This is a genomic window from Paenibacillus silvestris, from assembly GCF_009882985.1.
GTDB lineage: Bacteria > Bacillota > Bacilli > Paenibacillales > NBRC-103111 > Paenibacillus_E > Paenibacillus_E silvestris.
On record NZ_WTUZ01000020.1, the window covers coordinates 134,185 to 156,959 of the forward strand.

26 protein-coding genes are annotated in these 22,775 nt (G+C 47.7%); 5 read left to right on the forward strand and 21 right to left on the reverse strand.

Features of this window, described 5'->3' with window-relative positions; all coding sequences use genetic code 11:
• Positions 1-93 precede the first annotated feature (93 nt).
• The gene (locus tag GQF01_RS15990) at positions 94-1,449 is read right to left on the reverse strand and encodes a glucose-6-phosphate isomerase (RefSeq protein ID WP_161407749.1); all 1,356 of its coding nucleotides are present in this window, start codon (positions 1,447-1,449) and stop codon (positions 94-96) included.
• Positions 1,450-1,575: 126 nt separating this feature from the next.
• Between GQF01_RS15990 and GQF01_RS15995 the strand changes: the two genes are divergently transcribed.
• Positions 1,576-2,862 (forward strand): NAD(P)-binding domain-containing protein, encoded by a 1,287-nt coding sequence (locus GQF01_RS15995; protein ID WP_161407750.1) that lies wholly within the window; start codon positions 1,576-1,578, stop codon positions 2,860-2,862.
• 217 nt (positions 2,863-3,079) lie between these two features.
• Positions 3,080-3,682, forward strand: a complete 603-nt coding sequence (locus GQF01_RS16000) for a DNA-binding response regulator (RefSeq protein WP_235959792.1) — start codon at positions 3,080-3,082, stop codon at positions 3,680-3,682.
• Between the two features lie 246 nt (positions 3,683-3,928).
• Here the strand turns inward: GQF01_RS16000 and GQF01_RS16005 are convergent, their stop codons facing one another.
• From GQF01_RS16005 to GQF01_RS16085, 18 genes are all read right to left on the reverse strand, one after another.
• Complete coding sequence (locus GQF01_RS16005) at positions 3,929-4,510, reverse strand: glycoside hydrolase family 73 protein (RefSeq protein ID WP_161407751.1); 582 nt, start codon at positions 4,508-4,510, stop codon at positions 3,929-3,931.
• Positions 4,507-4,905, reverse strand: a complete 399-nt coding sequence (locus tag GQF01_RS16010) for a phage holin family protein (protein ID WP_161407752.1) — start codon at positions 4,903-4,905, stop codon at positions 4,507-4,509. Before GQF01_RS16010 ends, GQF01_RS16005 begins: the two co-directional genes overlap by 4 nt.
• Before the next feature lie 56 nt (positions 4,906-4,961).
• Positions 4,962-5,498: an XkdW family protein gene (locus GQF01_RS16015; protein WP_161407753.1), complete on the reverse strand. Its 537-nt coding sequence runs from the start codon at positions 5,496-5,498 to the stop codon at positions 4,962-4,964.
• 16 nt (positions 5,499-5,514) lie between these two features.
• The gene (locus tag GQF01_RS16020) at positions 5,515-8,823 is read right to left on the reverse strand and encodes a hypothetical protein (protein WP_161407754.1); all 3,309 of its coding nucleotides are present in this window, start codon (positions 8,821-8,823) and stop codon (positions 5,515-5,517) included.
• A gap of 15 nt (positions 8,824-8,838) precedes the next feature.
• A complete protein-coding gene (locus GQF01_RS16025; protein WP_161407755.1) occupies positions 8,839-9,408 on the reverse strand; it encodes a YmfQ family protein in 570 nt (189 codons plus the stop codon).
• A complete protein-coding gene (locus tag GQF01_RS16030; RefSeq protein WP_235959795.1) occupies positions 9,405-10,457 on the reverse strand; it encodes a baseplate J/gp47 family protein in 1,053 nt (350 codons plus the stop codon). Before GQF01_RS16030 ends, GQF01_RS16025 begins: the two co-directional genes overlap by 4 nt.
• A gap of 58 nt (positions 10,458-10,515) precedes the next feature.
• Positions 10,516-10,980, reverse strand: coding sequence for a DUF2634 domain-containing protein (locus GQF01_RS16035; RefSeq protein ID WP_161407757.1), 465 nt, complete (start codon positions 10,978-10,980; stop codon positions 10,516-10,518).
• Positions 10,981-11,370: a hypothetical protein gene (locus GQF01_RS16040; protein WP_161407758.1), complete on the reverse strand. Its 390-nt coding sequence runs from the start codon at positions 11,368-11,370 to the stop codon at positions 10,981-10,983.
• The gene (locus GQF01_RS16045; RefSeq protein WP_161407759.1) at positions 11,357-12,373 is read right to left on the reverse strand and encodes an XkdQ/YqbQ family protein; all 1,017 of its coding nucleotides are present in this window, start codon (positions 12,371-12,373) and stop codon (positions 11,357-11,359) included. Before GQF01_RS16045 ends, GQF01_RS16040 begins: the two co-directional genes overlap by 14 nt.
• On the reverse strand, positions 12,370-13,020 hold the full coding sequence (locus GQF01_RS16050) for a LysM peptidoglycan-binding domain-containing protein (protein ID WP_235959800.1): 651 nt from the start codon (positions 13,018-13,020) through the stop codon (positions 12,370-12,372). The genes GQF01_RS16045 and GQF01_RS16050 overlap by 4 nt, the downstream gene beginning before the upstream one ends.
• Entirely contained in the window at positions 13,010-14,416 is a 1,407-nt protein-coding gene (locus GQF01_RS16055) for a hypothetical protein (protein ID WP_161407760.1), read from the reverse strand. The genes GQF01_RS16050 and GQF01_RS16055 overlap by 11 nt, the downstream gene beginning before the upstream one ends.
• Positions 14,417-14,420: 4 nt before the next feature.
• Complete coding sequence (locus GQF01_RS35935; protein ID WP_164819622.1) at positions 14,421-14,573, reverse strand: hypothetical protein; 153 nt, start codon at positions 14,571-14,573, stop codon at positions 14,421-14,423.
• Between the two features lie 23 nt (positions 14,574-14,596).
• Positions 14,597-14,989 carry a phage tail assembly chaperone gene (locus GQF01_RS16060; RefSeq protein ID WP_161407761.1) on the reverse strand — a complete coding sequence of 131 codons (393 nt, stop codon included), beginning with the start codon at positions 14,987-14,989 and terminating at the stop codon, positions 14,597-14,599.
• A 26-nt stretch (positions 14,990-15,015) separates the two neighbouring features.
• Positions 15,016-15,426: a phage tail tube protein gene (locus GQF01_RS16065; protein WP_161407762.1), complete on the reverse strand. Its 411-nt coding sequence runs from the start codon at positions 15,424-15,426 to the stop codon at positions 15,016-15,018.
• A gap of 12 nt (positions 15,427-15,438) precedes the next feature.
• Entirely contained in the window at positions 15,439-16,902 is a 1,464-nt protein-coding gene (locus tag GQF01_RS16070; RefSeq protein WP_161407763.1) for a phage tail sheath family protein, read from the reverse strand.
• On the reverse strand, positions 16,902-17,114 hold the full coding sequence (locus tag GQF01_RS16075) for a hypothetical protein (protein ID WP_161407764.1): 213 nt from the start codon (positions 17,112-17,114) through the stop codon (positions 16,902-16,904). The genes GQF01_RS16070 and GQF01_RS16075 overlap by 1 nt, the downstream gene beginning before the upstream one ends.
• Before the next feature lie 17 nt (positions 17,115-17,131).
• Entirely contained in the window at positions 17,132-17,941 is an 810-nt protein-coding gene (locus GQF01_RS16080) for a minor capsid protein (RefSeq protein ID WP_161407765.1), read from the reverse strand.
• Between the two features lie 235 nt (positions 17,942-18,176).
• The gene (locus tag GQF01_RS16085; protein ID WP_161407766.1) at positions 18,177-18,596 is read right to left on the reverse strand and encodes an ArpU family phage packaging/lysis transcriptional regulator; all 420 of its coding nucleotides are present in this window, start codon (positions 18,594-18,596) and stop codon (positions 18,177-18,179) included.
• A gap of 154 nt (positions 18,597-18,750) precedes the next feature.
• Here GQF01_RS16085 and GQF01_RS16090 point away from each other — a divergent pair, with 154 nt between their 5' ends.
• From GQF01_RS16090 to GQF01_RS16100, 3 genes are all read left to right on the forward strand, one after another.
• A complete protein-coding gene (locus GQF01_RS16090) occupies positions 18,751-19,155 on the forward strand; it encodes a helix-turn-helix domain-containing protein (RefSeq protein WP_161407767.1) in 405 nt (134 codons plus the stop codon).
• Positions 19,156-19,338: 183 nt separating this feature from the next.
• Complete coding sequence (locus GQF01_RS16095) at positions 19,339-19,884, forward strand: ImmA/IrrE family metallo-endopeptidase (RefSeq protein WP_161407768.1); 546 nt, start codon at positions 19,339-19,341, stop codon at positions 19,882-19,884.
• Positions 19,859-20,248 carry a hypothetical protein gene (locus tag GQF01_RS16100; protein WP_161407769.1) on the forward strand — a complete coding sequence of 130 codons (390 nt, stop codon included), beginning with the start codon at positions 19,859-19,861 and terminating at the stop codon, positions 20,246-20,248. The genes GQF01_RS16095 and GQF01_RS16100 overlap by 26 nt, the downstream gene beginning before the upstream one ends.
• Positions 20,249-20,302: 54 nt before the next feature.
• On the opposite strand, the gene ppnP is transcribed toward GQF01_RS16100, so the two are convergent.
• Entirely contained in the window at positions 20,303-20,620 is a 318-nt protein-coding gene (gene ppnP, locus GQF01_RS16105; RefSeq protein WP_145658187.1) for a pyrimidine/purine nucleoside phosphorylase, read from the reverse strand.
• A gap of 93 nt (positions 20,621-20,713) precedes the next feature.
• Entirely contained in the window at positions 20,714-22,735 is a 2,022-nt protein-coding gene (tkt, locus tag GQF01_RS16110) for a transketolase (RefSeq protein ID WP_161407770.1), read from the reverse strand.
• Between the last annotated feature and the right edge of the window lie 40 nt (positions 22,736-22,775).

Genomic DNA, 22,775 nt, shown 5'->3' on the forward strand with positions numbered 1-22,775 from the left:
TAAGAAAATTTACCACATAAATAATGGTAATTTTCCACGAAAAAAACGATCTATCCGGTTGGATGGATCGTTTTTGTTCCTTACCTGCGTAAATTACTTCTCTAAACGTGCTTCCAGCTCCGCTTTTTCTTTCTCGTAACCCGGTTTGCCCAGGAGTGCAAACATATTCTTTTTGTAAGCTTCAACGCCTGGTTGGTCAAAAGGATTCACACCCATCAGATAACCGCTGATCCCGCAAGCTTTTTCAAAGAAATATACCATATACCCGAAGGAGTAAGGCGTCATGTCCGGCAGCGTAACGATTAGGTTCGGTACGTGTCCGTCCGTGTGAGCGAGCATCGTGCCTTGGAAGGCTTTTTTGTTCACGAAATCCATCGTTTTCCCGCTCAGGAAGTTAAGTCCGTCCAAATCATCAGCATCTGTACCGATCGTAATATGATCAGCCACTTGATCTACTTGAATCACCGTTTCAAACAAGATCCGGTTGCCGTCTTGAACGAATTGGCCCATGGAGTGAAGATCCGTAGAGAAGTCTACAGAAGCCGGGTAAATACCTTTGTAGTCTTTCCCTTCGCTTTCGCCGAACAGTTGCTTCCACCACTCGGAAACAAAGTGTAGAGATGGCTCATAGTTAACGAGAATTTCGATTGTTTTGCCTTTGCGATAAAGCGCGTTACGAACAGCCGCATATTGGTATGCCTGGTTCTCGCTAAGCTTCGGATTCGCGTACTCACGCTGAGCATCCGCAGCACCTTTCATGATCGCTTCTACATCAATACCAGCTGTCGCGATTGGCAGCAAGCCAACTGCAGTCAGAACGGAATACCGTCCGCCCACATCATCAGGGATTACGAAAGATTCGTAGCCTTCTTCATTGGCTAGTGTTTTCAAAGCGCCTCTAGCTTGATCCGTTGTTGCATAGATCCGTTTGCGAGCGGCTTCCTTACCATATTTCTTCTCGAGCAATTCACGGAAAATACGGAAAGCAATCGCTGGCTCTGTCGTCGTGCCGGATTTCGAAATCACGTTCACGGAGAAATCTTTGCCTTCCAATAATTGAAGAAGGTGCGTTACATATGTAGAGGAGATGTTATTTCCAACGAAATAAATCTCAGGTGTTTTTCTTTTATCTTTAGGCAAAATGTTATAGAACGAATGGGACAGCATTTCTAGCGCAGCGCGCGCTCCCAAATATGAACCGCCGATTCCGATAACAACAAGCGCTTCAGAGTCGGATTGAATTTGTGTTGCCGCCGCTTGAATGCGAGCAAATTCCTCACGGTCATACTTCTCAGGCAGTTCCACCCATCCTAAATAATCAGAGCCGGCACCTGTTTTGTTATGCAGCTGATCATGCGCCAGTTCTACCTGCCCAGACAAATAATCAACCTCATGTTGGGATAAAAAGGACAATGCCTTGCTGTAGTCAAATTGTAGCTTAGAGCTCAATATGCTCGCCTCCATCTCTATTTTTTTCCTTTTCCTAGCATACTTATTTGCTTGTACAAAAGCAAGTAAAGAAGGCATTCACAGGTTAGATTTCCCATGATAAAATGATTCCAGAGGTGAATGATCATGAAACGTATCGGCTTTATCGGACTTGGCACAATGGGCAAACCCATGGCTGCTAACCTTATTCAAAAAGGTTTTATGGTAACCGTTTATAACCGTACTCCTGAAAAAGCGGACGAGTTGGCTCGTCTTGGCGCTGAAGTAGCTTCAACACCTGCCGATGCTGCCCGTCATTCGGATGTACTGTTCACCATGCTTAGCAACGATGCCGCTTTGTTAGATATATTTTACAGCGAAGAAGGCGTTCTAAGCGGTATTCATCCCGCTCTAACGATTATTGATTCCAGCACCGTTTCTCCACAAACCAGCCAAAAGCTGGCCGAGGAACTTGCAGCCCATTTCGTCGACTTCCTCGACGCGCCTGTTACAGGCAGTAAGCCTGCTGCCGAAGAAGGCTCGCTTGCGTTCATGGTCGGCGGTAGTCAGGAAGTGTTTGAAGAACATGAGCAGTTGTTCCTTGCCATGGGCCGTAAAGCTCTTTACCTAGGTCCCTCCGGCTCCGGTTCCTATGCTAAACTTGCCAATAACACCATGGTGGGCATTAACTTGCTTGGTTTTGCCGAAGGCTTGTCTATCGCATCCAAAGCAGGGGTTAACCTGGAGAAGTTTCTAGAAATCGTCCGCTCTGGCGGCGCCAACAGCAAAATAGTCGACCTCAAAGGCGATAAAATATTGAACCGCGATTTCAGCAATCAATTCTCCTTGAAGCTGATGCTCAAGGATCTCTTGCTTGCTCAGGGGCTGGCGAGTAATTTCCAATTGCCAGTTCCCCTGCTGCAAACAACGGCAGGCTTATTCCAAATGGGATTAAGCAAAGGCCTTGGCGATGAGGATTTGAGCTCTATCATCCAATGCTACGAAGACTGGATGGGGCAACAAATCGCTAGACCTAGCGTGCCTGCTGTTGCCGCTCAAGAGAAGCCGGCATCGCCGCTTTCTGGCCGTGAACGCCGCCGGAACACGCGTGTGAAGCTGGACATCAACTTGAAGTTGTCCATCTACCAATGGGAGCAGGAAGGTTCCTTCTCCGGCCAAAACATCGATGGCACACTCTTCGACCTATCGGAGAGCGGACTGCAAATCACAACCGCTGCACCACTTGCGCCGGACATGTTCATCGTCATCCACTTCCCGCAGGAAGCAGAACTCCCGCCAATCACCGCTCGTGTGATTCGGATCGTGACGGATGGCGATAAGTTCCGCTATGGTTGTATGCTATCCGGTTTGCCGCCTTATGTGCGGATTAAGCTGGAGAAGTATATTGATGAGCATATTGAGAATGCTTTGTAGGGGTTAGTGGAAGTAATTGAAGATATGAAGATATGAAGAGTTGAATACACATGAAAATATAAATACAAGGATACATGTACCTCGTTGATGCGTGAAGAACACCGTCTTTCCTAAATGGAGAGACGGTTTATTTTGTTTGGAGGGGATTGGGTTGAGCTTTGAAGTAGAGTATGAAGCTTAAATAAACTCCCATAAAGGGAAACGCTCAGGTGAACGGATGCGTAGATTGCTAGAAGGACATGGACATGCGGAAACATTATTTTTGCGGCAGGTCTGGTGGACAGCTATCGGACACTTTCGTCAACTGCATCCCGAATATGAAGTAAAAGATTTTCAGGACGGCACTCGTTTCATCGATTTCGCCTATCTTCGGCCGCCGTACCGAGTCGCCATTGAAATTGATGGCTTCGGTCCTCATGCCAGAGACATTGACCGCTCCCGCTTTGGAGACAATCTCATGCGTCAAAACCAACTTGTCCTGGACGGATGGAAAGTGCTCCGCTTTTCTTACGATGACATTACTCACAAGCAGCGACGCTGTCAGAAAATGATCTTGCACTTTATGGGACGTTGGTATGGAGATGAACAATCACCTTCCTTGTCACTCGCTAATCGGGAAAAGGAAATCGTTCGCCTAGCAGCCAGCTCCATGTCCCCTCTTAAGCCTCGTGATGTGGCGGAGCAACTTGGCATTCGCGTCGAGCATGCTCGCAGATGGCTGCATTCACTGCACCAGAAGGGGATTATTCGACCTGCCAGCGGGCAGAAACGGGTTCGTTCTTATGTATGGGATGCTGCTGGAAAGAACTTTTTTCTGTAGGGGATGATGAAATTTGCAAGTAGCTGCCCGAATATCAAATGGAATAAGAGTCTTTGGAGACTCCTATTCCATGTCAATTTTGGCTTTGAGCAGTGTAAGAGTCTCTAGGGACTCTTATCTTCTAATGATTGCACCCTTAACGGGTATTTTTTCGCGAATAAGAGTCTTTGAAGACTTCTATTTTTGTACATATTAGCTTAAATGCAAGAATAAGAGTCGGTAGAGACTTTTATTCCTGCATGCTACTCACTGTTGCCCGGATGCTTTTCTGAGTTCATTAGCCAAGCGGTGAAACTCAGCTCTAGCTTCCATATCTTCCGTGCTTGACCAAGCCGCAGATAGGAATGTGATTATTTTATTCGCATCATCAGTACTCATAATATACTCCCCTTTCTCTTCAATTTGATCGAATCTCGTAAGGTCACTCCCTTCAATAATACGAATTAGTTTATCCGCATACAGCGGATCGGTTGCGTATCCTGCGTGCTGCAACTTTTGGCAGGCCAACCGGTAGTCCAGCTCGTTCAATACGTTGGCATACCTGTAGTTTTGGGAAAGAAAATACGAATGATCGCGAATACTTTCGTACCAACTCTCGTAAACACAGAAGCCATCTACAATTTGCACCCATCTGCCGTTAATAAACTCCTGAGTAGCTAGCAGTTGCCCACTCCCCTTGATGCCAAACAAATTATTGCCTGGCGCATGACTTCCCCAACCGCTTTCTAAAATCGCTTGAGCCAGTGTCACACTTGCCAGAATGCCAAACTCCCGCATATTCGCCTGTGCAGCAGGTGCTACTCGCCCGATAAAACTCTCCTTATTCATAAACCTTCACTCTTGTTGCGAAGCACTTGAATCATCTGCTTCAAAAAGCTGGGTAATGGCAGCCCTAATCTACCGTAATTTTCAGTGATCGAGATAAACTCATTGGCCAAGTAAAAATAGATCGCCCCCGTCATCATGAGATTCGTGTTTAGTAGTAGGTCCATGCGGTGAGCCAGCATGATGACAAGCAGCATCATTCCTTTGCGGGTTAACCCCCAGAAGCCAACTTGGCTGTTCAGACCGCGCTGTTCCTTCATGGAAGCTGCAATGCCTGTGACATAATCAACAGCAATTGCCATCAAGAATAGGCCCATCAATTCACTTACCCCGCCGAAGGCATAGGTCACACACGCGCTAAGCGCGGCCAAAATCGAGCTGAACATGACTTGGTTCATCGGTTTCGCTCCTTTCTTTTGAGATGGGAGGAAAAGTGGTTGTGTTTTCAAAATATTTACCATGATATAGACGACACACCCTCCATGCTGTTTGTTGCAGTAACTGCTGTTTTTAGCTCCCAATACTTGTTGATGTTGGTCGTTTTGTGCATGAGACTGTCTGTGAACAGTGACTTAAATTGTTCAGTCGTATGCGGTTGAAGCATGTTGCTAGCTTTCCATATGATAGGTTCAGAGATTAGATCAGCCATGATTGCGTTGAGCATCGTGTTGAGATTCGTTTGCGCCTCGTAGTCGAAGTCGTAGGTGTGGTTTGCACCCAATACGTTGGAGGTGAAACCTGATAGTATAGCTGCGTTGCACGCTGTGTTGAGTTCGGCTGTTTTTGAGAGTTTAGCGCTCGCGACCTGGGACTCGGGCGTCGGCTGCATAGCTTCCCATGCGGTTTGTAATTCTTCTTCAGTTGGTTGCGTGGCTTCGAGGTTCCATTGGGCGATGTATGGCCCGCTGCCATCTGAATCGTCTTGGACGATGAAGTCGATTAGTGGTACGGCTTGTGGGTATAGGTGTGTGATGGCTTGAGTAATATTCAAGGTGTTCTCCTCTCCTTTAAGCGATTTGGGTAATATCCAGGGTTGTATTCGTGGCGATAACTGTGGCGCTTGAAGTTACTACATAAACCTCAACGTACGAGCCTGTTGCAAAATTAACCTGCGTAACAAAATTAAGCATAGGAGCTGAGCTGCTCGATCCATTATCAGCCCTTAATGTCTTGTACGCTACACCGTTTGCATAAACAAATATCGTACAACCTACACCTGTCCCCATACCTGAGCTGAAATTCAATGTGCCTGAGATAAGATAAGTTCCTGAGTTCTTCACCGTAAATCTGCTTAAACCATTATCATATTCAGACAAGTTATCTAAGTTTTCACTTTGATATAGAACTTTTGTAGCAATTCCCGCACTTATATTTTGAGCTGCCGTGTTTATAGCAGCTAATCTACTTCGGCTTGCATAGGTATTATCTCCCCAAGGATTAAGAACAGAATTAGTAGTAAGTGTACCAGTATTAACAGTATTAAAAGTTGTTGTTCCAATAGGATACGTTCCAAAAATAGAAACACTGGCCCCATTTGCAGATTCTGTGCCAATAATATTTCCCGAACCGATGTTACTCTGAGAATAAAGATTTGAAGAAAAACTAGATGTTATTGCGCCATATTTGTTGGAAAAAACACCGTTGCTAACTCTACCTAAACTTGAATCATAACGAACTGCGTAAATTGTGGAAGCCGTAACATCAGTTTTACAATAATCAAATACAATATGATTTGAATATTGGGCATGGAAATTGTTCAATGTCGTAGAAGTTGCCTTAAAACCAATAATAAAAATGGCCAAAGAGCATGATACGACGAAAAATCTGTTTACAACGTAACTGTCAGATACAACGTTGTTTGCTCCGTTGATAAGGAGTCTTCCTCGTCCGCAGAATCCCTTTAATTCAACGTCTTCTGCATATGTTCCAGCAGCTACGTTGACTGTTACCGTATGATTCACGATTTGAGGAATGTTATTAATAGCCACCATGATCGTCTTAAATGGCTTCCCAACGCTTCCATCGTTATTATCCGCACCGTTTACAGTATCAACATACAGCGTCATATTTGCCGTTGTCTTTTGTGGTACGTTGTATATCTGCCTAGCTAATAACTCGTTTGCAGCAATCCGCGCTTCATTGTCTGCTTGATTTGTACACAGTGCATTAACAACTGTTTTAAGGTTTCTTGCCAACTCAGACGTTACTGCTTGTACTGGCGCTGATATTAGGTATTGATCAAGTGCAAGATATGTGACTTCGTAGGTCGCGGTTGGGTCGAACATGGAACTTGCTATAGAAACCCTATCCAAACCATATGATGAATAATCAGAGTAGCGAAGCCAAGCTGTATCCAATCTCCCATTTTTATATACAGCCCAGATTCTTGATGCTCTATTTCTCAATTGTGAACTTGAGACACCAATATGATTAATAATGTAGTAGCCACCTGAAAATTTAGGATTCGCCTTCTCCCGCACAACCAACCCTTGCCCTAATTCAATCTGATTCAATCCCTCATGAAGCGACATGCCACTTTCAAATTGAACTTCTGCAAAAGTTGGTGTTGCTAATTGATAGGTAAGTTTGTAAGGTGTCCATCCTTTGCTTATAGCTGCGCTTGATTGAGTTGTGGGAAGAATATTCGATCCATTGCTTCCAGTAAATCCAAGAACGGGTATCCATACCTTTGCTCCATTTGATGTTGCCCCTGTATCTGTATATGGTGTTGTGCCATTAAGATGTGCCATCTTCCAACCATTAAAATACGCTTGTATCTCTGCTGTTGATGGTATATATGAGTCTCCCCAACCAGAATCAGCAGAAGAGACAGACAAGTAAACATTGTTAGAAGTAATTCCGAAAACATCAGCCACGTTTGCTGGTACGCCTATTAGGATTAACTTACCATCATACTTCATAATCTTGTTCGATGTTGCCACCGTGGTATCTACAGCATTTAAAATTGAAACATAAAATTGTTTGAACCCTGTCTCCTGCGTAGCAATACCGTAAGCCAAGCTTCCGTCCAGGACTATATCTTTAAATCGCTTCTCCTCAAAATACTTTCCATCACGCTTAAACAAAGTGTCATACACCGTACCATCTGTACTTGATGCTAGTTGTAAGTTAGGGAAGGCAATTGTTTCGTCGTTACGTGGTTTGAATGGTTTGGCTGTTGAGCCAAGATTGAGCATCGGTTTGTCGAATGTAAATGACCCAATAGATAAGGTATGATTATAAAAATGAACCCTCATAATGTAAGCATCCGAAGGTGTAGTAAAGGTTGTACTCGACGATGTAATTACGCCACTGTCTGGCTTAATAGAGGAATAAGTTGTACCGTATTTAAAGTACTCAACTAGCATTGTTTGACTCATAGTTAACAGCGACAATGTGTAGGTCTGGTTTGGTATGGCTACCACATCAACATAATTATCCTGATCTAACGCAGTAGTTGATAAAATCATCTTGTAGGGTTCAGTGATGGACGTTCCTGAGCTTAAAGATAGCCACTCATTAAACGGTGGCAACAAGTTCTCCCCAAACTTAATCAAATACGGCGCGGTTACGTGTTTTACATCGTCTACATAAGGGTATTTAGCTGCAATTTGAGATGCTGTCATTGCATCAATCGCGTTGTACTCGGTAAGCGTTCCAATTTCATATAAACGAACTTCATCGGCATAAGCATATTGAGTTGCAATACCTTCTACATTGAAATTTACACCCACATTTAACGCTGTAATACCATTAAGCTTTTTATAGGCCAGATTAAACTTACTTGAGTCAGAAACAATATTCGTTTTAGTAGTTGCAAACTGTCCTGAAATTGAGAAGCTACCACCGACTGAGGAATTACCATTTTTAATCATACCTAAGAGGATATAGTATTTCGATGGGTTTAAACTGACACCAACTGCTGTTAGCGCGCAACCAGCTGTAAAAGAAGCAGCTAATGTTACCTTAATGCCCTGTTTACCGTTTGTGAAATTTGTTGTGTCAGCAGCGTGAGTAGCCTGATAATCCCACCACCTACTCATATCCTCGCAATTCCCATCCCGCCCCAACAAATTAACAAGCGTCCGCCCCGTTATCCGCAAGTTCTCTAACGGTGCCGTCTGAGGCACATCAACCACCTGCAGCCCGTTCACCAAATTCACGGCGGTCGGAGCTACATCGGCTACTTGCGCCCCCAACTGCGCGTCAAGTCTATCCCAGTTATCATTCAACATGGTTGTGATATCAAAAGTATCATTCCCGTCCGTAGACGGGTTTTTCTTATAAAGTCCTAAATTCGTTGTCGTGCTTGGCATAGGCTTGCTCCCTCCTTATGAAACGGGAATAAATGGCGCGAAGTCGGTCATTTTCCTCGTTTGAATGTCCTTTATTGTCATCGTTTGGTGAAGCTGATTAAGCAAAAAGTACTTGTACTGGTAAACCACCTGCAGATGAGCCGGCTTAATCTCCTCAATGGCCGCCTGCAGGTCATCCAAGTTCGGGGGCGTACCCAGCGTGTCGACGAAGCGCACGGTGAACTGGTACAACGCCGGCTGCTGCGTGACCTCGACGGCTCCGCGCTCATACGCGCCGGCCACGCTTTGCAACAGCTCCACGGTGACGGTGCCGACACCACGCAGCTTCGCATGGATCACCGCCCGGCGCTGATCCTCAGGCTTGTCCGGCACCGGTGCGATGCCGAGCTCAGCCTCCCAAGCATCCAGCCCCCACGTTGCGGAGCTGACAAAGAATTGCTGCAGTGTCTCCTCCAGGGAGACACGCAAAAGATCCAGCTCCGTGCCCTGCGCTTGCAGGATAGAGTCCATGACGCGCGACGTTTCGTAATAGTCGGGCAAATAGCCCTTCATGCGCCTTCCGCTTAGGGAAGTGACGAGACTCATGTGAGTGTCACCTGCCCCAGGACGGCAACGCGACCGGCGCCTACCACAATATTGGCGCTTGTACCATTCACCTGCAGGTTACTGTAATCTTGCACACCCTGCGTATCAAGAAGCAGCGAACCGATACGCACATAGCGTACGGTCGGGTCGGAAGAGAACGCCAGTTCGGATAAATAGCTGCGGACAGCCACGGCGAAATCTTGTTTCACCTGATTGAGCGTTCTTGTGCCATTCAAGCTAAGATTGGCCTGCAGAGCGATGGCAATTTCAGAGGCAGATTCGACGGTAACGGCTGCGCCGATCGGTGCTTTGCCCACCAGAGGTGGAGCCGGATAAATATACTGCTGCACGGCGGCTACGGTGGAAGGAGAGGCGCTTCTTTTATCCGTACCGATAATGACAACTTTCACCGTGCCGGGGCCGTTCCAGAGCGGCTGCACCTGAGCAGCTCCAACGCCGGCAATATCGAGCGCCCAATTAAGATAGTCAGCTCGGTTGCCACTTGTACCTGGGGAGCGCACCTTGGCATAATAACGGTTCAGCAGCGAACTATCGTTCTCTGTATCCTCGCCACCCACCATTGGAGTGACATTGGTCACGCCTGTGATTCCGGTAAATGGCGCAACGACGAAGACGATTGATTCGCTAGGGACATTGCTGCCTAATCCTCCCAATACGGCCTGAGCACCCAATATCACGCTCCCCGAGCTGTCAATAACAGCGGCGTCCATCGTTTCAAAAAGCAACGAAGCCGTCCCCTGCATGGCATCCGCTATTGTGCCAATACGAGTACCTTGAGCAACCACTGTACCCGGTGAACCTGTAAACCTTACAGTACCGGTGGCCTTCACCGCAGCTTTGCGCATTACTCCATGTTCCGCACACCGCAGGTCCAGATAAGGACCGTATGTCGTTCCGGCGAACCCCCGTCGCAAGACTTCCTGCGATTGGATCGCTGCCAGCGCTAGCTCGATGGAGACCGGAGCCAACGCGTCCCACATATACGAACCTTCGGATTTATCCAAATCGGAAGGTAAGCCTCCCAGCATACGGCCACGAATTGCCTCCTCGGTTTGTTCGGTCAAATAATTCGGCAAAACAGTCATGTTAACTGATCACCACACTTCCTTGAATATTTTTCTTGTCGCCTCGCACATTCGTGATCTGGCATTGAAATGAACACTCACTCTGGTTCCACGTCCATGTAAAGTGATCAACACTTGCCGTACGCGGATCAACCATAAGAGTCTCCTTTGCAATTCGGGCTATTTCCATTTCATTGGCTGGCTTGGATAATTGCCTGACTATTAAATCATCGAACTCTTGTCCGTAGTCCCTAGAATACGCCAGATAGGTATAACGTTGGGTGAGCAGAGCTTTCTGACACCACTGCATCCAGGCCTCCGAGCCGCTGCACTGAGCTATTTTACCTGTCTGCGTCAACACGAATTCTCCTAGGTCATAATCGAACTTTGGACTACGCCCAAAGCCAACCGCTCCTCTTCTGCTGCCCGCTCCTGACAATGGCAATTCACTACTTCCTGTACCCGTGAGAGGAAATAAATTGGGCATCTACTTCACCACCTTGCATAAAATCACGGCATCGTTCCCATCATGCACAGGAATAGCCAGCACACGATCCCCCGCCTTCAAACCGGATTGAAACGCAATCCGCACATCATCAACTTCCGATTCAGAAAAAGTAAACGCACCTTCCCCTGTCACCGGAGCATTGCTACTACTCAAGCCCGTAACCGTACCACTAATTGTAAAAGCCGGCAGAAGCAGCTTTGCCATCCAATCCGCCACATAGTAATCAGAAATCTCATGTTTAAAGCGATCCAGTTTCAACCCGCCTGCTGTGATTGTCCCCAGCTCAGCGGGCATTCCTGCTACAGCCGAGCTCGCATGAACGGACATGCGGTTGTCCAATGCAGCCGCCAGCTTTTTATACGGATTCATTCATATAAAACCTCCTTCTAACCAACTCAGGGCTACCCAGTTCCAGTACCATTTTCCCAGGATCACCTAGCTCGTGCCTAACTGTCATAGCAATCAAGTCCATCCCGCTACCAGCCAAGTCGACCTTATCACCAGCACGAATTGTGTTAATATCGAGCGATGTTACGCTGATTGTTTCCTGTATGCCCGAAAGCATGGCTTTTGCCGCTTCTTTGGCTTCACTGATGGATTGATAGCTGCTGTCCTGCACAATTTTCTGCAGTGTACCCAGTTCAGCGTACTCGCCTTCTTCTATCACCAAAACTTGGGCTGCACTTTCATCTCCTGCATCTTTGGTCCCGAGTACTTTCACTTTAGTTACTGCACCTTCTAGCGTTCGCTTCTGCATAATGCTCATCACGTTTTCACTAGGCTCCAGCGACCATATAACAGGGTTAGTGCCGATTTCCACTAGCTCAAGCCCGTTTAGCGTCATACGTGGTCGGTACATCGGTCCGCCCTTCCGAGCGGTTTCTTTCAAATCTTTCATGATCATGTTGTAAATCGTCTCTGCACGATAAATCGACTTCGCTAGCTTAACTTTCGTATCCGGCAAGTCGCCAACACGGATATTCCACCCCGTTGCATAACGACGAATACGCTCGCTTGCTGTCATTCCTGCGGGAAATACAAATTCGTCCTCCGATTTAGCTAAATAAATGGTACGATCGTACATCGTTACGGTCAGACGATCAGCCCGTTCATAGCTATTCTCGCACTGCCAGACAATTGCAGGATGGAGTAAATCTATCTGCTCCGAACTACCGTAGGGGACGCCTACGACCCGTACATCTTGACCTGGTCTCATTCCTGGAAAGTCCGGCGTGACGACGATTGTCGCCTGTGCTCTATACGAGATTTCGTCTAGCGCTTCTTCAAGTGTTAACTCATAAATGAAATCTCGAAGCGCATATTGCCCGTTGAGCCAAATATCGTAAGACCCATCCGAACGTCTAGTAGTCATCCCGGCATCACCAACTCCTGCCCTGGTACAATCAGATCAGGATCGTCGCCGATAACCGTGCGATTCCCGTCATACAGTTCACGCCAGCGGCTGCCGGAGCCCAGCTTCATTTTCGCGATGGACCATAGAGAATCTCCCGACTGAACCTGATAAGTAGCAGAAATCAGCTTAATATCAGGCCTCGTCTGTCCAGCTGAATTGCCGCTACTCTCGTCAAGTGTTCTAATTCTGTAATCCTTCCATGTACGAAAAATGAGATCAAAATACACATCGCCAGGCTCCCCGCCCTTGAAGCTGCTATTGTGAGCAGACAGCATGACAAGGACGTTGACATCTGTACCAGTGATGATAAGCCGGAGCGGATCACTCCCCTCCATCCATGTATTCAGTTGATTCATCGCCGTTTGGGGATCAGGCAGGAGCTGATATTTGCAATAACTGGCATCATACACCGCAGGAAAAAAGGAGGAGAAAGCAATCTCCTTCACCTTTACACCCTGCGGAACATCCAATTCTCCGCCACGGATTATGGAGATAGTCTCAAAGCTCTTATCGCGTCGAATGTTAACTTCGGATGGATTCACAGGGAACCACAAGGAAACGTTATTCGGATCTTCTAATGTAAAATTCATTTCTTTAGTACCCATATGCTCCACCTCCGTTCTCCGCACGATTCTGAATGGCTGCACCAATCTGTAGAACAATCTGGTGACCAATGGTGAGCGCCAGCTCGTCCATGTCCACTTTCTCCTGCGGCATATTAACCGTAATTCCGTCCACGGAAATGTTGTAATTGTTCGCACGAACGCTCTCACTCACGCCAACACTAGCTGCAGATGATGACATCAAAACAGTCTCACGCCCTGCTGGCAGCAGCTCTGTTCGCGCCTCTTTCGGAGGTTCTTTCTCTTTCCCTGAGAACCATTTATTTACAATGAGTTCCCCTGCTTTATCCCCAAGCCATCCGCCGATGAACCCTCCAACAGCCGTACCAGCGCCAGGAACTATAGAGCCCGCAAATGCGCCCAGTGCAGCTCCTGCCACACCAGCACCTGCCTGAATGGCTGCGCCTACTTTATTGTCCGAGGTCAGAATGTCCAGTGCAGACAGCCCAATTCCTAGTGGTTTAAACACTTTACCAGTTGTTCTAAGCAGCTTGGAGGCTTGACTGAACTTGCCCAACCGATTAGACGTTCTGGGCGCTGCCGGATGCCCTTCTGCGCTCCCTTGAACGAGTTGACGACTTAGGTCTTGTCTACCGGTTCTCGTTCTAACTCTCGATTTATTCCTTCTGTCTGAACTCGCATTCGTTCGGTCACCAGCATGTGCTTTGGTCCTGGCTGCCGCCTTATTCTTCGACTTCGCGCCAGCCTTGTTCTTCGTCTTGGAACCCGATTTGGGTTTGGTCTTCGAGTCGGCATCGGATTTCGTACGTTTCCCGCCATTATCTTGGTATGGATCCTTGCATTTCTCTTTCTTACCGCCGTTTCCGGCAAACAATCCCTTTAAAATTTTGAGCCCTTGTGCGAAGCTTTTGAAACCCTCGCCAAAAGCCTTGAAGGCCTCACCAAGCAATTTCACAATTTCTGCCATGATCAAAAGTCGGTCAAGCCACTTATCCAGCTGCCCCTTCTGGGGAGGAGCGGCAATAATAACAGCGGCTGTTGCTGACGCTGACGCCGAAGCCTTCGCCTTTCCTTCCAAACTTCCTGAAAATTCGCCGCCTAGTCCTTGCAGCAACTCCCGCAGCTGCTTCGCCGTCCGAATGATTTGATCGTTGATCATTAGCTTCACATCAACCTTCGTATGTCCCAAGTCCGCTAGCTGCAACAGCATCCTGTCTATGACAAAAGAAAAATAATCCCGTCCCGCAATTGCAGGTCTTGCCGTTATCTGGCTCAGCTTTGTCCCGGCCTCAGCAGCTTTGTTAAATAAACCTGTCAACCGCTGCGAGGATGACCCTGTCCGGTCCACCAAACTGCGCAATCGTTCTTGCGCAGCCATGACCCGTGCCAGATTATTCACTGTCACTATTTCACTCATCGCTTCACCTCCTTGCGCGTTCACGCTCCCTCTCCAGCGCATGTTCATGCTCCAGCTCTAATTCCATACTGGCGAGCAGGAACTGCTGCTCTCCGCGAGGAAGTGTCCAGAAGACTCCGGGGCGCAGGTGATGACGCATCCATATAGCGTGGAGCATCGCCGGCAGCCCCCCGGAGGTAATTAGTTTTTTACTTCATCTAGCGTCGTATTAAATCCGCTCAGATCCAGCACTTCATCGCCAAGTGCAGACAGCTCGCCTGCGAGCAAGATGCGCTTAATCACTTCCTCACCGGAGCTGGCTTGGTACTTCGCAAGCAGCCGAGGGTCCCCCCAATTGGGGGAGACAGTGGCAGCGAAAATCAGAGCGACGTTGAACTGCTCTTCATCAAGCCGATCGGTTTGTACACCTCGGCGATCAGCTCGCTCCGTGCAGCGTTCGCGGAGCGTAAACACCTGCTTCCCGGTCAGTCCGCGCAGTAGAATGGGAACACCGAACCTAGCGATTGTCACCGTTTTCTCTGGGAGTTGATCGGCCTCAAGCAGCTTTTGCAGAATTTGTTCATCTGTTAACATCACGTCATTCCTCCTTGTTCAACTAGTTAAATAGCCCTGATAGGATCGTTAAGCGTATAGCCTTCAAATGTAAATGTTACTTCTTCCTTCACTTCCTCCGCTGCCGTCCAATTAGCCAACTGAAGCTTATCCAGCATAACGTTGTTTAGCGTAATCCGTTCGAAACCATAAGCGTCAGGATCATTCAACTTGGAGACAAGACTGAATTTATCAAATCCTCTGGCAATCATATCGCTCGTAACCTTGAAACCACTCAGTGTTCCCGTGCCTTTCATGGCACCCTTTTTATGCCGAACCCACGGGTCTCCTGCAAGCTGTAACTCTTTCTTCTGCATCTCCACATTTGCTTCCAAATGATTAAAATTGGTTTGCCATACACCACCGATAAATACCGAACCATACGTCCCTAAAATTACTCTGCTCGCATCTAAACTCATTATTCTTCCCCCTTAATGTACGATAAAAGTGCCAAAAATTTGTTCCATCACGTCTGTTAGCTGCGCATCCCACTTGATATATACTTGATCAGGCTCTGGTGTCAGTCCTGCGGTTTCTCCGTAATAAGCTGGGTTTAGATACACATCGAAGCCTGTCGTTTCAATGACGCCAGCTTGCGCCAATGTCTGCATATACTGCTTGGCCGATTCCACCAGAGCAAGACGCCCTTCCTCCGTGTTATTTACTTTTCCGATATACCCCTCTTCCGCTGTGCGCAAAAGATCCTGATTAATTGCGTCCATGACACGAATCGTACGAATTTTCTTCCAAGCTGCATTTTGACCTTGGCGCAAAGAAACGAGTGAATTCATTCCACGCAGTACTTTCACCTTCTGGCCGTCATGATACAGCAGGAAAACTCCGTTTTTCACTGAACTTTCCTGTTCGCTGCGCGTCCATCTCCGCGTTACATCGCTGAACGGTGCTGCCGCATAGGTCGTGGATTCGCTTAGTTTTTGGCCAGCGATCAGACCCGCTACATAAGCGGATACCCATGCCGAACTATAACTCGTGCCCGCTAGAATTGCTCCTGTCCCAACGTTGATAATCGCTTCATGATTAAACAAAGCACTGCGTGCCGCAGCGCGACTGGCTGCATCAGATGCGGTATCATCGGCAGCAGGGCCGCCGAGTACGGTTACGATGCCTTTACCCTCGGAGCGCAAACGACTTGTCCAAGCAGCAACCGATGCTTGAATGCCCGTATCCGTTACTCCATCCAGCGCAAGCACATGGAATTCCTGTGTCTCTAGTGTGCTCAGAGCATTCAGGTAATCCGCCGAGGCAATCCCGCTAATACCCGAGTTGCCGCCAGTAAACGCACTGCCTGATACGGCAGCTAGCGTACCATTGCCCGGAGCAAGAACAGTCGCAGTCAGCCAAGTATTGCCACTATCTTGATTAAGAGCATCCGCAGCAGCCTGAACGGAACTGCCTGGGAATGTAAATGTCTTCAGAACTGCGGAGCCTTCAAGCAGCTTCAAATCTTTTTTCGACGCATCCACGGCATTCGTCTGAATAATGACCGAGAAGCCATTACCTCGTGCACCTTCGTACTTAGCTTCTAATTTCAATACATTGGCAGAAGCCGAGTCTTTCAGCGTTAACGCTGCTTTGGCGGCTGTTGCATCCGCAATCCGGTAAGCTAGCACCTTCTTGGGCTTGCCGAGCAGTGCCAGCTTCAAAATCGCTTGCGCGGATGCCGAGCCGCTTTGATCACGACCGAAAGCATCATAGATACCCTGCTCACTCGTAATTTCAACAAACTGTTTCACAGCTCCCCAATTTGCTTTCACCGGTACGGCAACAATGCCTTGACTTCCAGGCAAGATCGCGCTTAACGCCGCCGCCTCAAAATTCATATAAAATCCCGGTAATACCGGACGATCTGTTCCACTCCAAGTTCCACCCGCCATTATTCCTGCACCTTCCTTTGTAAAAAGTTTTGAATTGCTTGATTGACGTATTGAATCGAAAACATCGTTTCGGAATCCCCTTGCAAGGCACCAACGAACACTTCTGGGGCACAATCAAAAAGCGCTTTTGAATTCGCCATTAGTTCTTCTTTGTCATACATCACGATTTCTTCCTCTGTAGTTCCGCTTGCTTGAGCTTTGCTCTGTCTCAAAATCAGTCACCTCATTCTTAAATTTTTGTTTCTGTGTGTACGCCAGCTATCAAAGGAGTTGCACCTTGCAATGCCCCGGCAGCACCTGTCAACGTCACTGTCAGCACGCCTGTGGACAAATCGCCTGAGCGAATCGCAGCTTGAGCATCCAGCACTGTTAACCATCTGCCGCCCAATCCTCCGAGTGGCAATTTGGCCTGCTCAGCTAAGCCAAGCATCAGCAGTTGCGCTGCCAGCTGGTATTCACTTGCCGACCTAGCGGCAATTTGGCCAATGAATTGCTTGGACAGCTGTTGAACGCCTCGCGAGGCTGCTGCGCTATGCCAACCCGTACACTGCCATGAGACTGCCGGTCGACAAGTTCCATTGAAACCGCGATAGACACGCCATTGCCCGCCAAGTGAAGTTTCCGTGAATTGGGAAATAGCTTCCAACCATGATTCGACGACAGGCTTGATTTGCTTAAAAAGGAAGACAGCTTTCATAGCGTATCTGCCTTCCCCATCCAAAGCCTGTACAGCTGGCAGCGATGTAATTTGTGCCGTAAACTGTCCGCCGTCCACCTGAATTGTGCCTTCCTCTGGCTCTAGCATCCGGCCAATGATGCGCCAGATTCTCTCCTGTGCACCCTCAGCGGTTGCGCTTCTGACCAGCAGGCTCAACTTGCGCCAACTGCCAGGCGCATCCAGCTTGAATTCGGCGCTGCCTCCGACATGGCAGATTGTAACTGCCTCGTCTGGATTCTGAGTTTCGCTATCCACGAACAGGTCTGTACCGAGCGTTCCCTCCTCTTTCGCTTGTAAAAACAACGCCAATTGTTTGGCCATGTTAGTCATTCATTCTCTCACCTCTCTTCGGTTATTTGTTTTGAATTTCAAAACATTTTTTTCTTTACAACAACCACTCCCTCTCTTCTACTCCCGTTAAGCCTTGCTTGTTGGCCTTAAGAGCTTAATCACTTCAATCTTCTTCAGCAGCATCACCGCCTTCTTGGTCTACACATCGATCTTACCATGCCTCCAATCCAGTGCATTGCCAACAAGCGGCCAAGAAACAACCACACTAGCCAAACGTTCGGACCACCTCTGCCCGCAGCATGTAAGCTAGCTTCTCCATTGCGCGTGCCTTCACCCTTCGATAGGTACGCTCGCTCAAATTCACCTCGTAACACAGCAAGTAGTCCAACATTCTCTCCTTCTGCAAATAACGTCTACGTATAATCTCTTCCTCTTGCTCGTCCAGCCGCGACAGCGCCTGCTCAACCTCAGCATGTAAGAGCGCTGCCTGCTCCTCTGACGCAGAAGCCACGCTATATCCAGCAGGTTCCTCCGCCACTTTTGGCGCAAATAGCCTTCCGCTATCTTTACGCACACCTCCAAGTGTTTGGTACAGACGGACCGTCTCAAGCAGACTCTCCACCTTCTTCCGTGTAGCCCGCTTGTCCACTTGATCTTGATCTATGTGTAATATTTGTTCCAACATCCTCATCATCTCCCAAAATTTGTCGTTTTGAAATTATAAACAAATCATACGCTAATCTTGTTTATAATTTCAATACAAAAGTTTTGAGAAACGAAAAATTACACTTGTTTTTTGTGCCTCAAACCATTTACAATAAGTAACAGGTGATGAATCGATGAAAGATATGGTCCAGTTCGGCCTTCGAATCCGGCAGCTGCGGAAGCAGAATCATTTTACCCTTAGAGAGCTTGGAGAGCGGTCCGGCGTTAGTTATTCGTTTATTAACTCCATAGAAAATAACCGCTTCAATCCATCTAGGGAAACGGTGATCGCGCTAGCTGACTCGCTTAATCGCGCTGACAAGGACGAGCTCTTGCTGCTTGCTGGCTTTGCGCCGACGGATGAAGAGTCACTGGATGCCCCTTCTGGACCCGGGGTTAGTAACATCGATGATCCTGAGGTCAGTCTATTCTTTAAGGACTTCCAAAGTGCGCCTAGGGAACGAAGGGACGAAATGCTTCGTTTCTGGCACTTCATCAAAGAGCAGCAGATCAACCGTACGCCGGATAGCGAGCAATAGTACATATGATATGAAGTTTAAGCCCAATGGGCTTTTCTTTATCCTTATAGAACGAACATATATTCTCATTTCAATCATATCGAGGTGTTTTCCCTGTTTACTCACTATCACACTACCCCTCTGGAACAATGGGTCGAAGCTTTATATGAACAGCATGAAATCACAAGGCCAGCTCAGCTTTCCATGACTCATTTGGCGGCTAAGCTGCGCATTTGGGTGTATACCATGGATATGAATAGTATGGCGATCGAAAATAACGGGCAGTTTAGCATTAACGTTGACCGTCGTCTCTCCCCTAAGGAGCAGTGGGAAGATTTCTTGCACGAGCTCTGCCATGTTCTCCGGCATTCCGGCAATCAGATGGCGATGCCTGACCGATATGTGAATTGGCAAGAGCAGGACGCATCCGCCTTCCAGCTCTACGCGGCCCTTCCACTCTCCATGCTGAAGACCCTTACGCTGCCCGAGAACAAAAATGAGATGATTGCGTATCTCTCAGAAGAATTCCAGGTCACTTTCCGACTTGCCAAAGCGCGGATTGATCAAATTGAAAGGCGTGTCCTACAGGGGTTTCTCGACTATGAATACCAACAAAATACACAAGGCCAGACTAGCAGGAAATACGATCCGTCCAATTGGTCCGAGGCAACCTGTTTGATTATGGAAAGGCTCGAATTTCTGAAATCCAAGGGGGTGCCTGCAAGTGGCAAAACTAACCGTCTTTTATGATTATCATGAAGAGGGCATCATGCCGATCCTCCTGTCGCTGCGTTTCCGGCCAAACGAGCTTGATTTTAGCAAAAATTCGCTATATGTGCCGCTGGGAGCACCGTTTCAACAGCTGAACATGGAGGATGTCAACGAACTCGATGTCGGCATCACTGTACTAATGGAGGATCTCATTGTCAATCCGGAACGCCCCCACGCTATAGGTATCTCCCTCTCAAGCTTAAAGATTCGACACGCTGCATACCTGGAAGAACTCTTCGATATCCAGCAGCTCTGGCTGCGGATGAATGACATCGAAGAAGTACTTCAGATGGATGTTCGCACCTTGTACCCTTGGAGTGACTCGCGCAAGCCCCCCAAATAAAAAAATCCCACACATCCATGAACAATGTTCATCAGATGTATGGGATATTAAGATCTATTCACTAATATAAGAGCAGATATAATCGCTAACTGTTTTCACTTCAAGCTTGAATTTTGCATTCGCCGGAACCGTGAACTCACCTTGTCCATTGATGCTGATCCATTCGCTGCTGCCTGGAAGAAGTACATTCAGCTCACCAGCTTGGATTTCCATGATTTCTTTCACATCTGTTCCGAATTCATACTCACCTGGAAGCAAAATGCCCAAAGTTTTTTTCGTGCCATCGGCAAATTGCACCGTGCGGCTTGTTACTTTACCATCAAAGTAAACATTAGCTTTCGTTAATACCGTTACATTTTCAAAGCTGGACATGATCAATAGTTCCCCCTCTAAAATGGCTATAAAATAAGGCCAAGCCCACGCGAGGTGGGCTATGGCTTTGTGACTAACGCGGCTATGTTTGTTCTACTTAAGTAGAGCTTTGACTCTAGCTACAACGTTCTCTGGTGAGAAGCCGTACTCTTTCAGAACCAAATCGCCAGGCGCGGATGCACCGAACGTGGAAATGCCCAAGATGGAACCTTCGTCGCCAACATAACGTTCCCAACCAAGCGGGAATGCCATCTCAACAGCTAGGCGCTTTTTGACATCTGGAAGAATTACGGAATCTTTGTATTCTTTGGACTGTTTCTCGAACAGTTCCAAGCTTGGCAAGCTGACAACGCGAACGTTGATACCTTCAGCTTGAAGCAGCTTTTGCGCCGCGACAGCCAATTGTACTTCGGAACCTGTTGCAAGAATTTGAGCATCTGGCTTCCCGTTTGCAGCATCGGAGACAACATATCCACCTTTGCTCAAGTTCGCTTTCGCGCCTTCAACCGCACCTTCAAGAATCGGCAGGTTCTGACGAGTCAAGACAAGGGCAACTGGGCCCGTTGCTTGGGAAATGGCATAACGCCATGCTTCGGACGTTTCGTTTCCGTCAGCTGGGCGAATAACCGTAATACCTGGAATAACACGAAGCGCAGGCAATTGCTCAATCGGCTCATGCGTCGGTCCATCTTCACCAACTGCGATACTATCATGTGTCAGTACGTAGATAACCGGAAGCTGCATCAGCGCCGCTAAACGGATGGACGCACGTAGGTAGTCGGAGAACACGAAGAATGTTGCACCGTATACTTTCACACCACTATGCAAAGCCATACCGTTCAGTGCTGTACCCATACCGAACTCACGAACACCAAACCATAAATTACGGCCAGCATAGTTGCTCGCGCTGTAATTGGATTCGCCTTTGATCATCGTATTATTGGAGCTCGCTAGATCCGCGGAACCACCAATCAACTGTGGAAGCAAAGGAGCAATCGCGTTAATCGCATTACCGGAAGCGACACGAGTTGCCATTGGCTTGTCCGATGTGCTGTACACGGGAAGGTTCGCATCCCAGCCTGCTGGCAGTTCGTTATTAACTGCTGCGCTGAACTGGTTACCCAATTCCGGATAAGCTTTAATGTAGTCATTCAGAAGCGTGCTCCAAGCTTGTTCAGCTGCAGCGCCTTCTTTACCAATTTCCGCATAGTGGGCACGAACTTCATCAGGAACCAAGAAGTCTGGTTCTTCTGGCCAGCCGTATGCTTGTTTCGTCAATTTCACTTCGTCGCCGCCAAGTGGGGATCCGTGAGGTCCGACGTGACCGCCTTTTCCACCTTTGTTCGGGCTACCGAAACCGATTGTCGTTTTCACTTCAATCAAAGTAGGACGAGTTGTATCAGCTTTCGCTTCAGCGATCGCTTTGGAGATTGCAGCAAGATCATTCTGTTCTTCTACGCGCAGCACTTGCCAGCCATAAGCTTCAAAACGTGCCTGAACGTTTTCGGAGAATGCCATATTCAGCTCGCCATCAAGCGAGATATCATTTGAATCGTAAAGCATAATCAATTTGCCCAATTTCAGGTGAGCAGCTAAGGATACCGCTTCAGAGGAAACGCCTTCCATCATGTCGCCATCACCACAAATCGCGTATGTATAATGGTCGATTACTGGGAAGTTCTCTTTGTTATATGTCTCTCTCAGGTGAGCTTCTGCCATAGCCATCCCTACTGCCATACCAATCCCTTGTCCAAGTGGACCTGTTGTTGCATCAACACCTGCTGTGTGGCCGTATTCTGGATGTCCTGGCGTTTTGCTTCCCCATTGGCGGAAGTTCTTGATCTCTTCAATCGGCAGATCATATCCACACAAGTGAAGCAGGCTGTATAGTAACATGGATCCGTGACCCGCAGAAAGTACGAAACGGTCACGATTGACCCATTTCGGATTAGCAGGGTTGTGCTTCATATGCTGTTTCCACAGCACGTACGCCATTGGAGCAGCCCCCATGACCATACCAGGGTGTCCTGATTTAGCTTTCTCAACGGCATCGATACCTAACGTACGAATCGTGTCAACTGCTAATTGTTCGATTGTTTTATTTGTTGCTGTCATTTCGAAAATTCCCTCCTATATGTCTCTACTTACCTAAGTC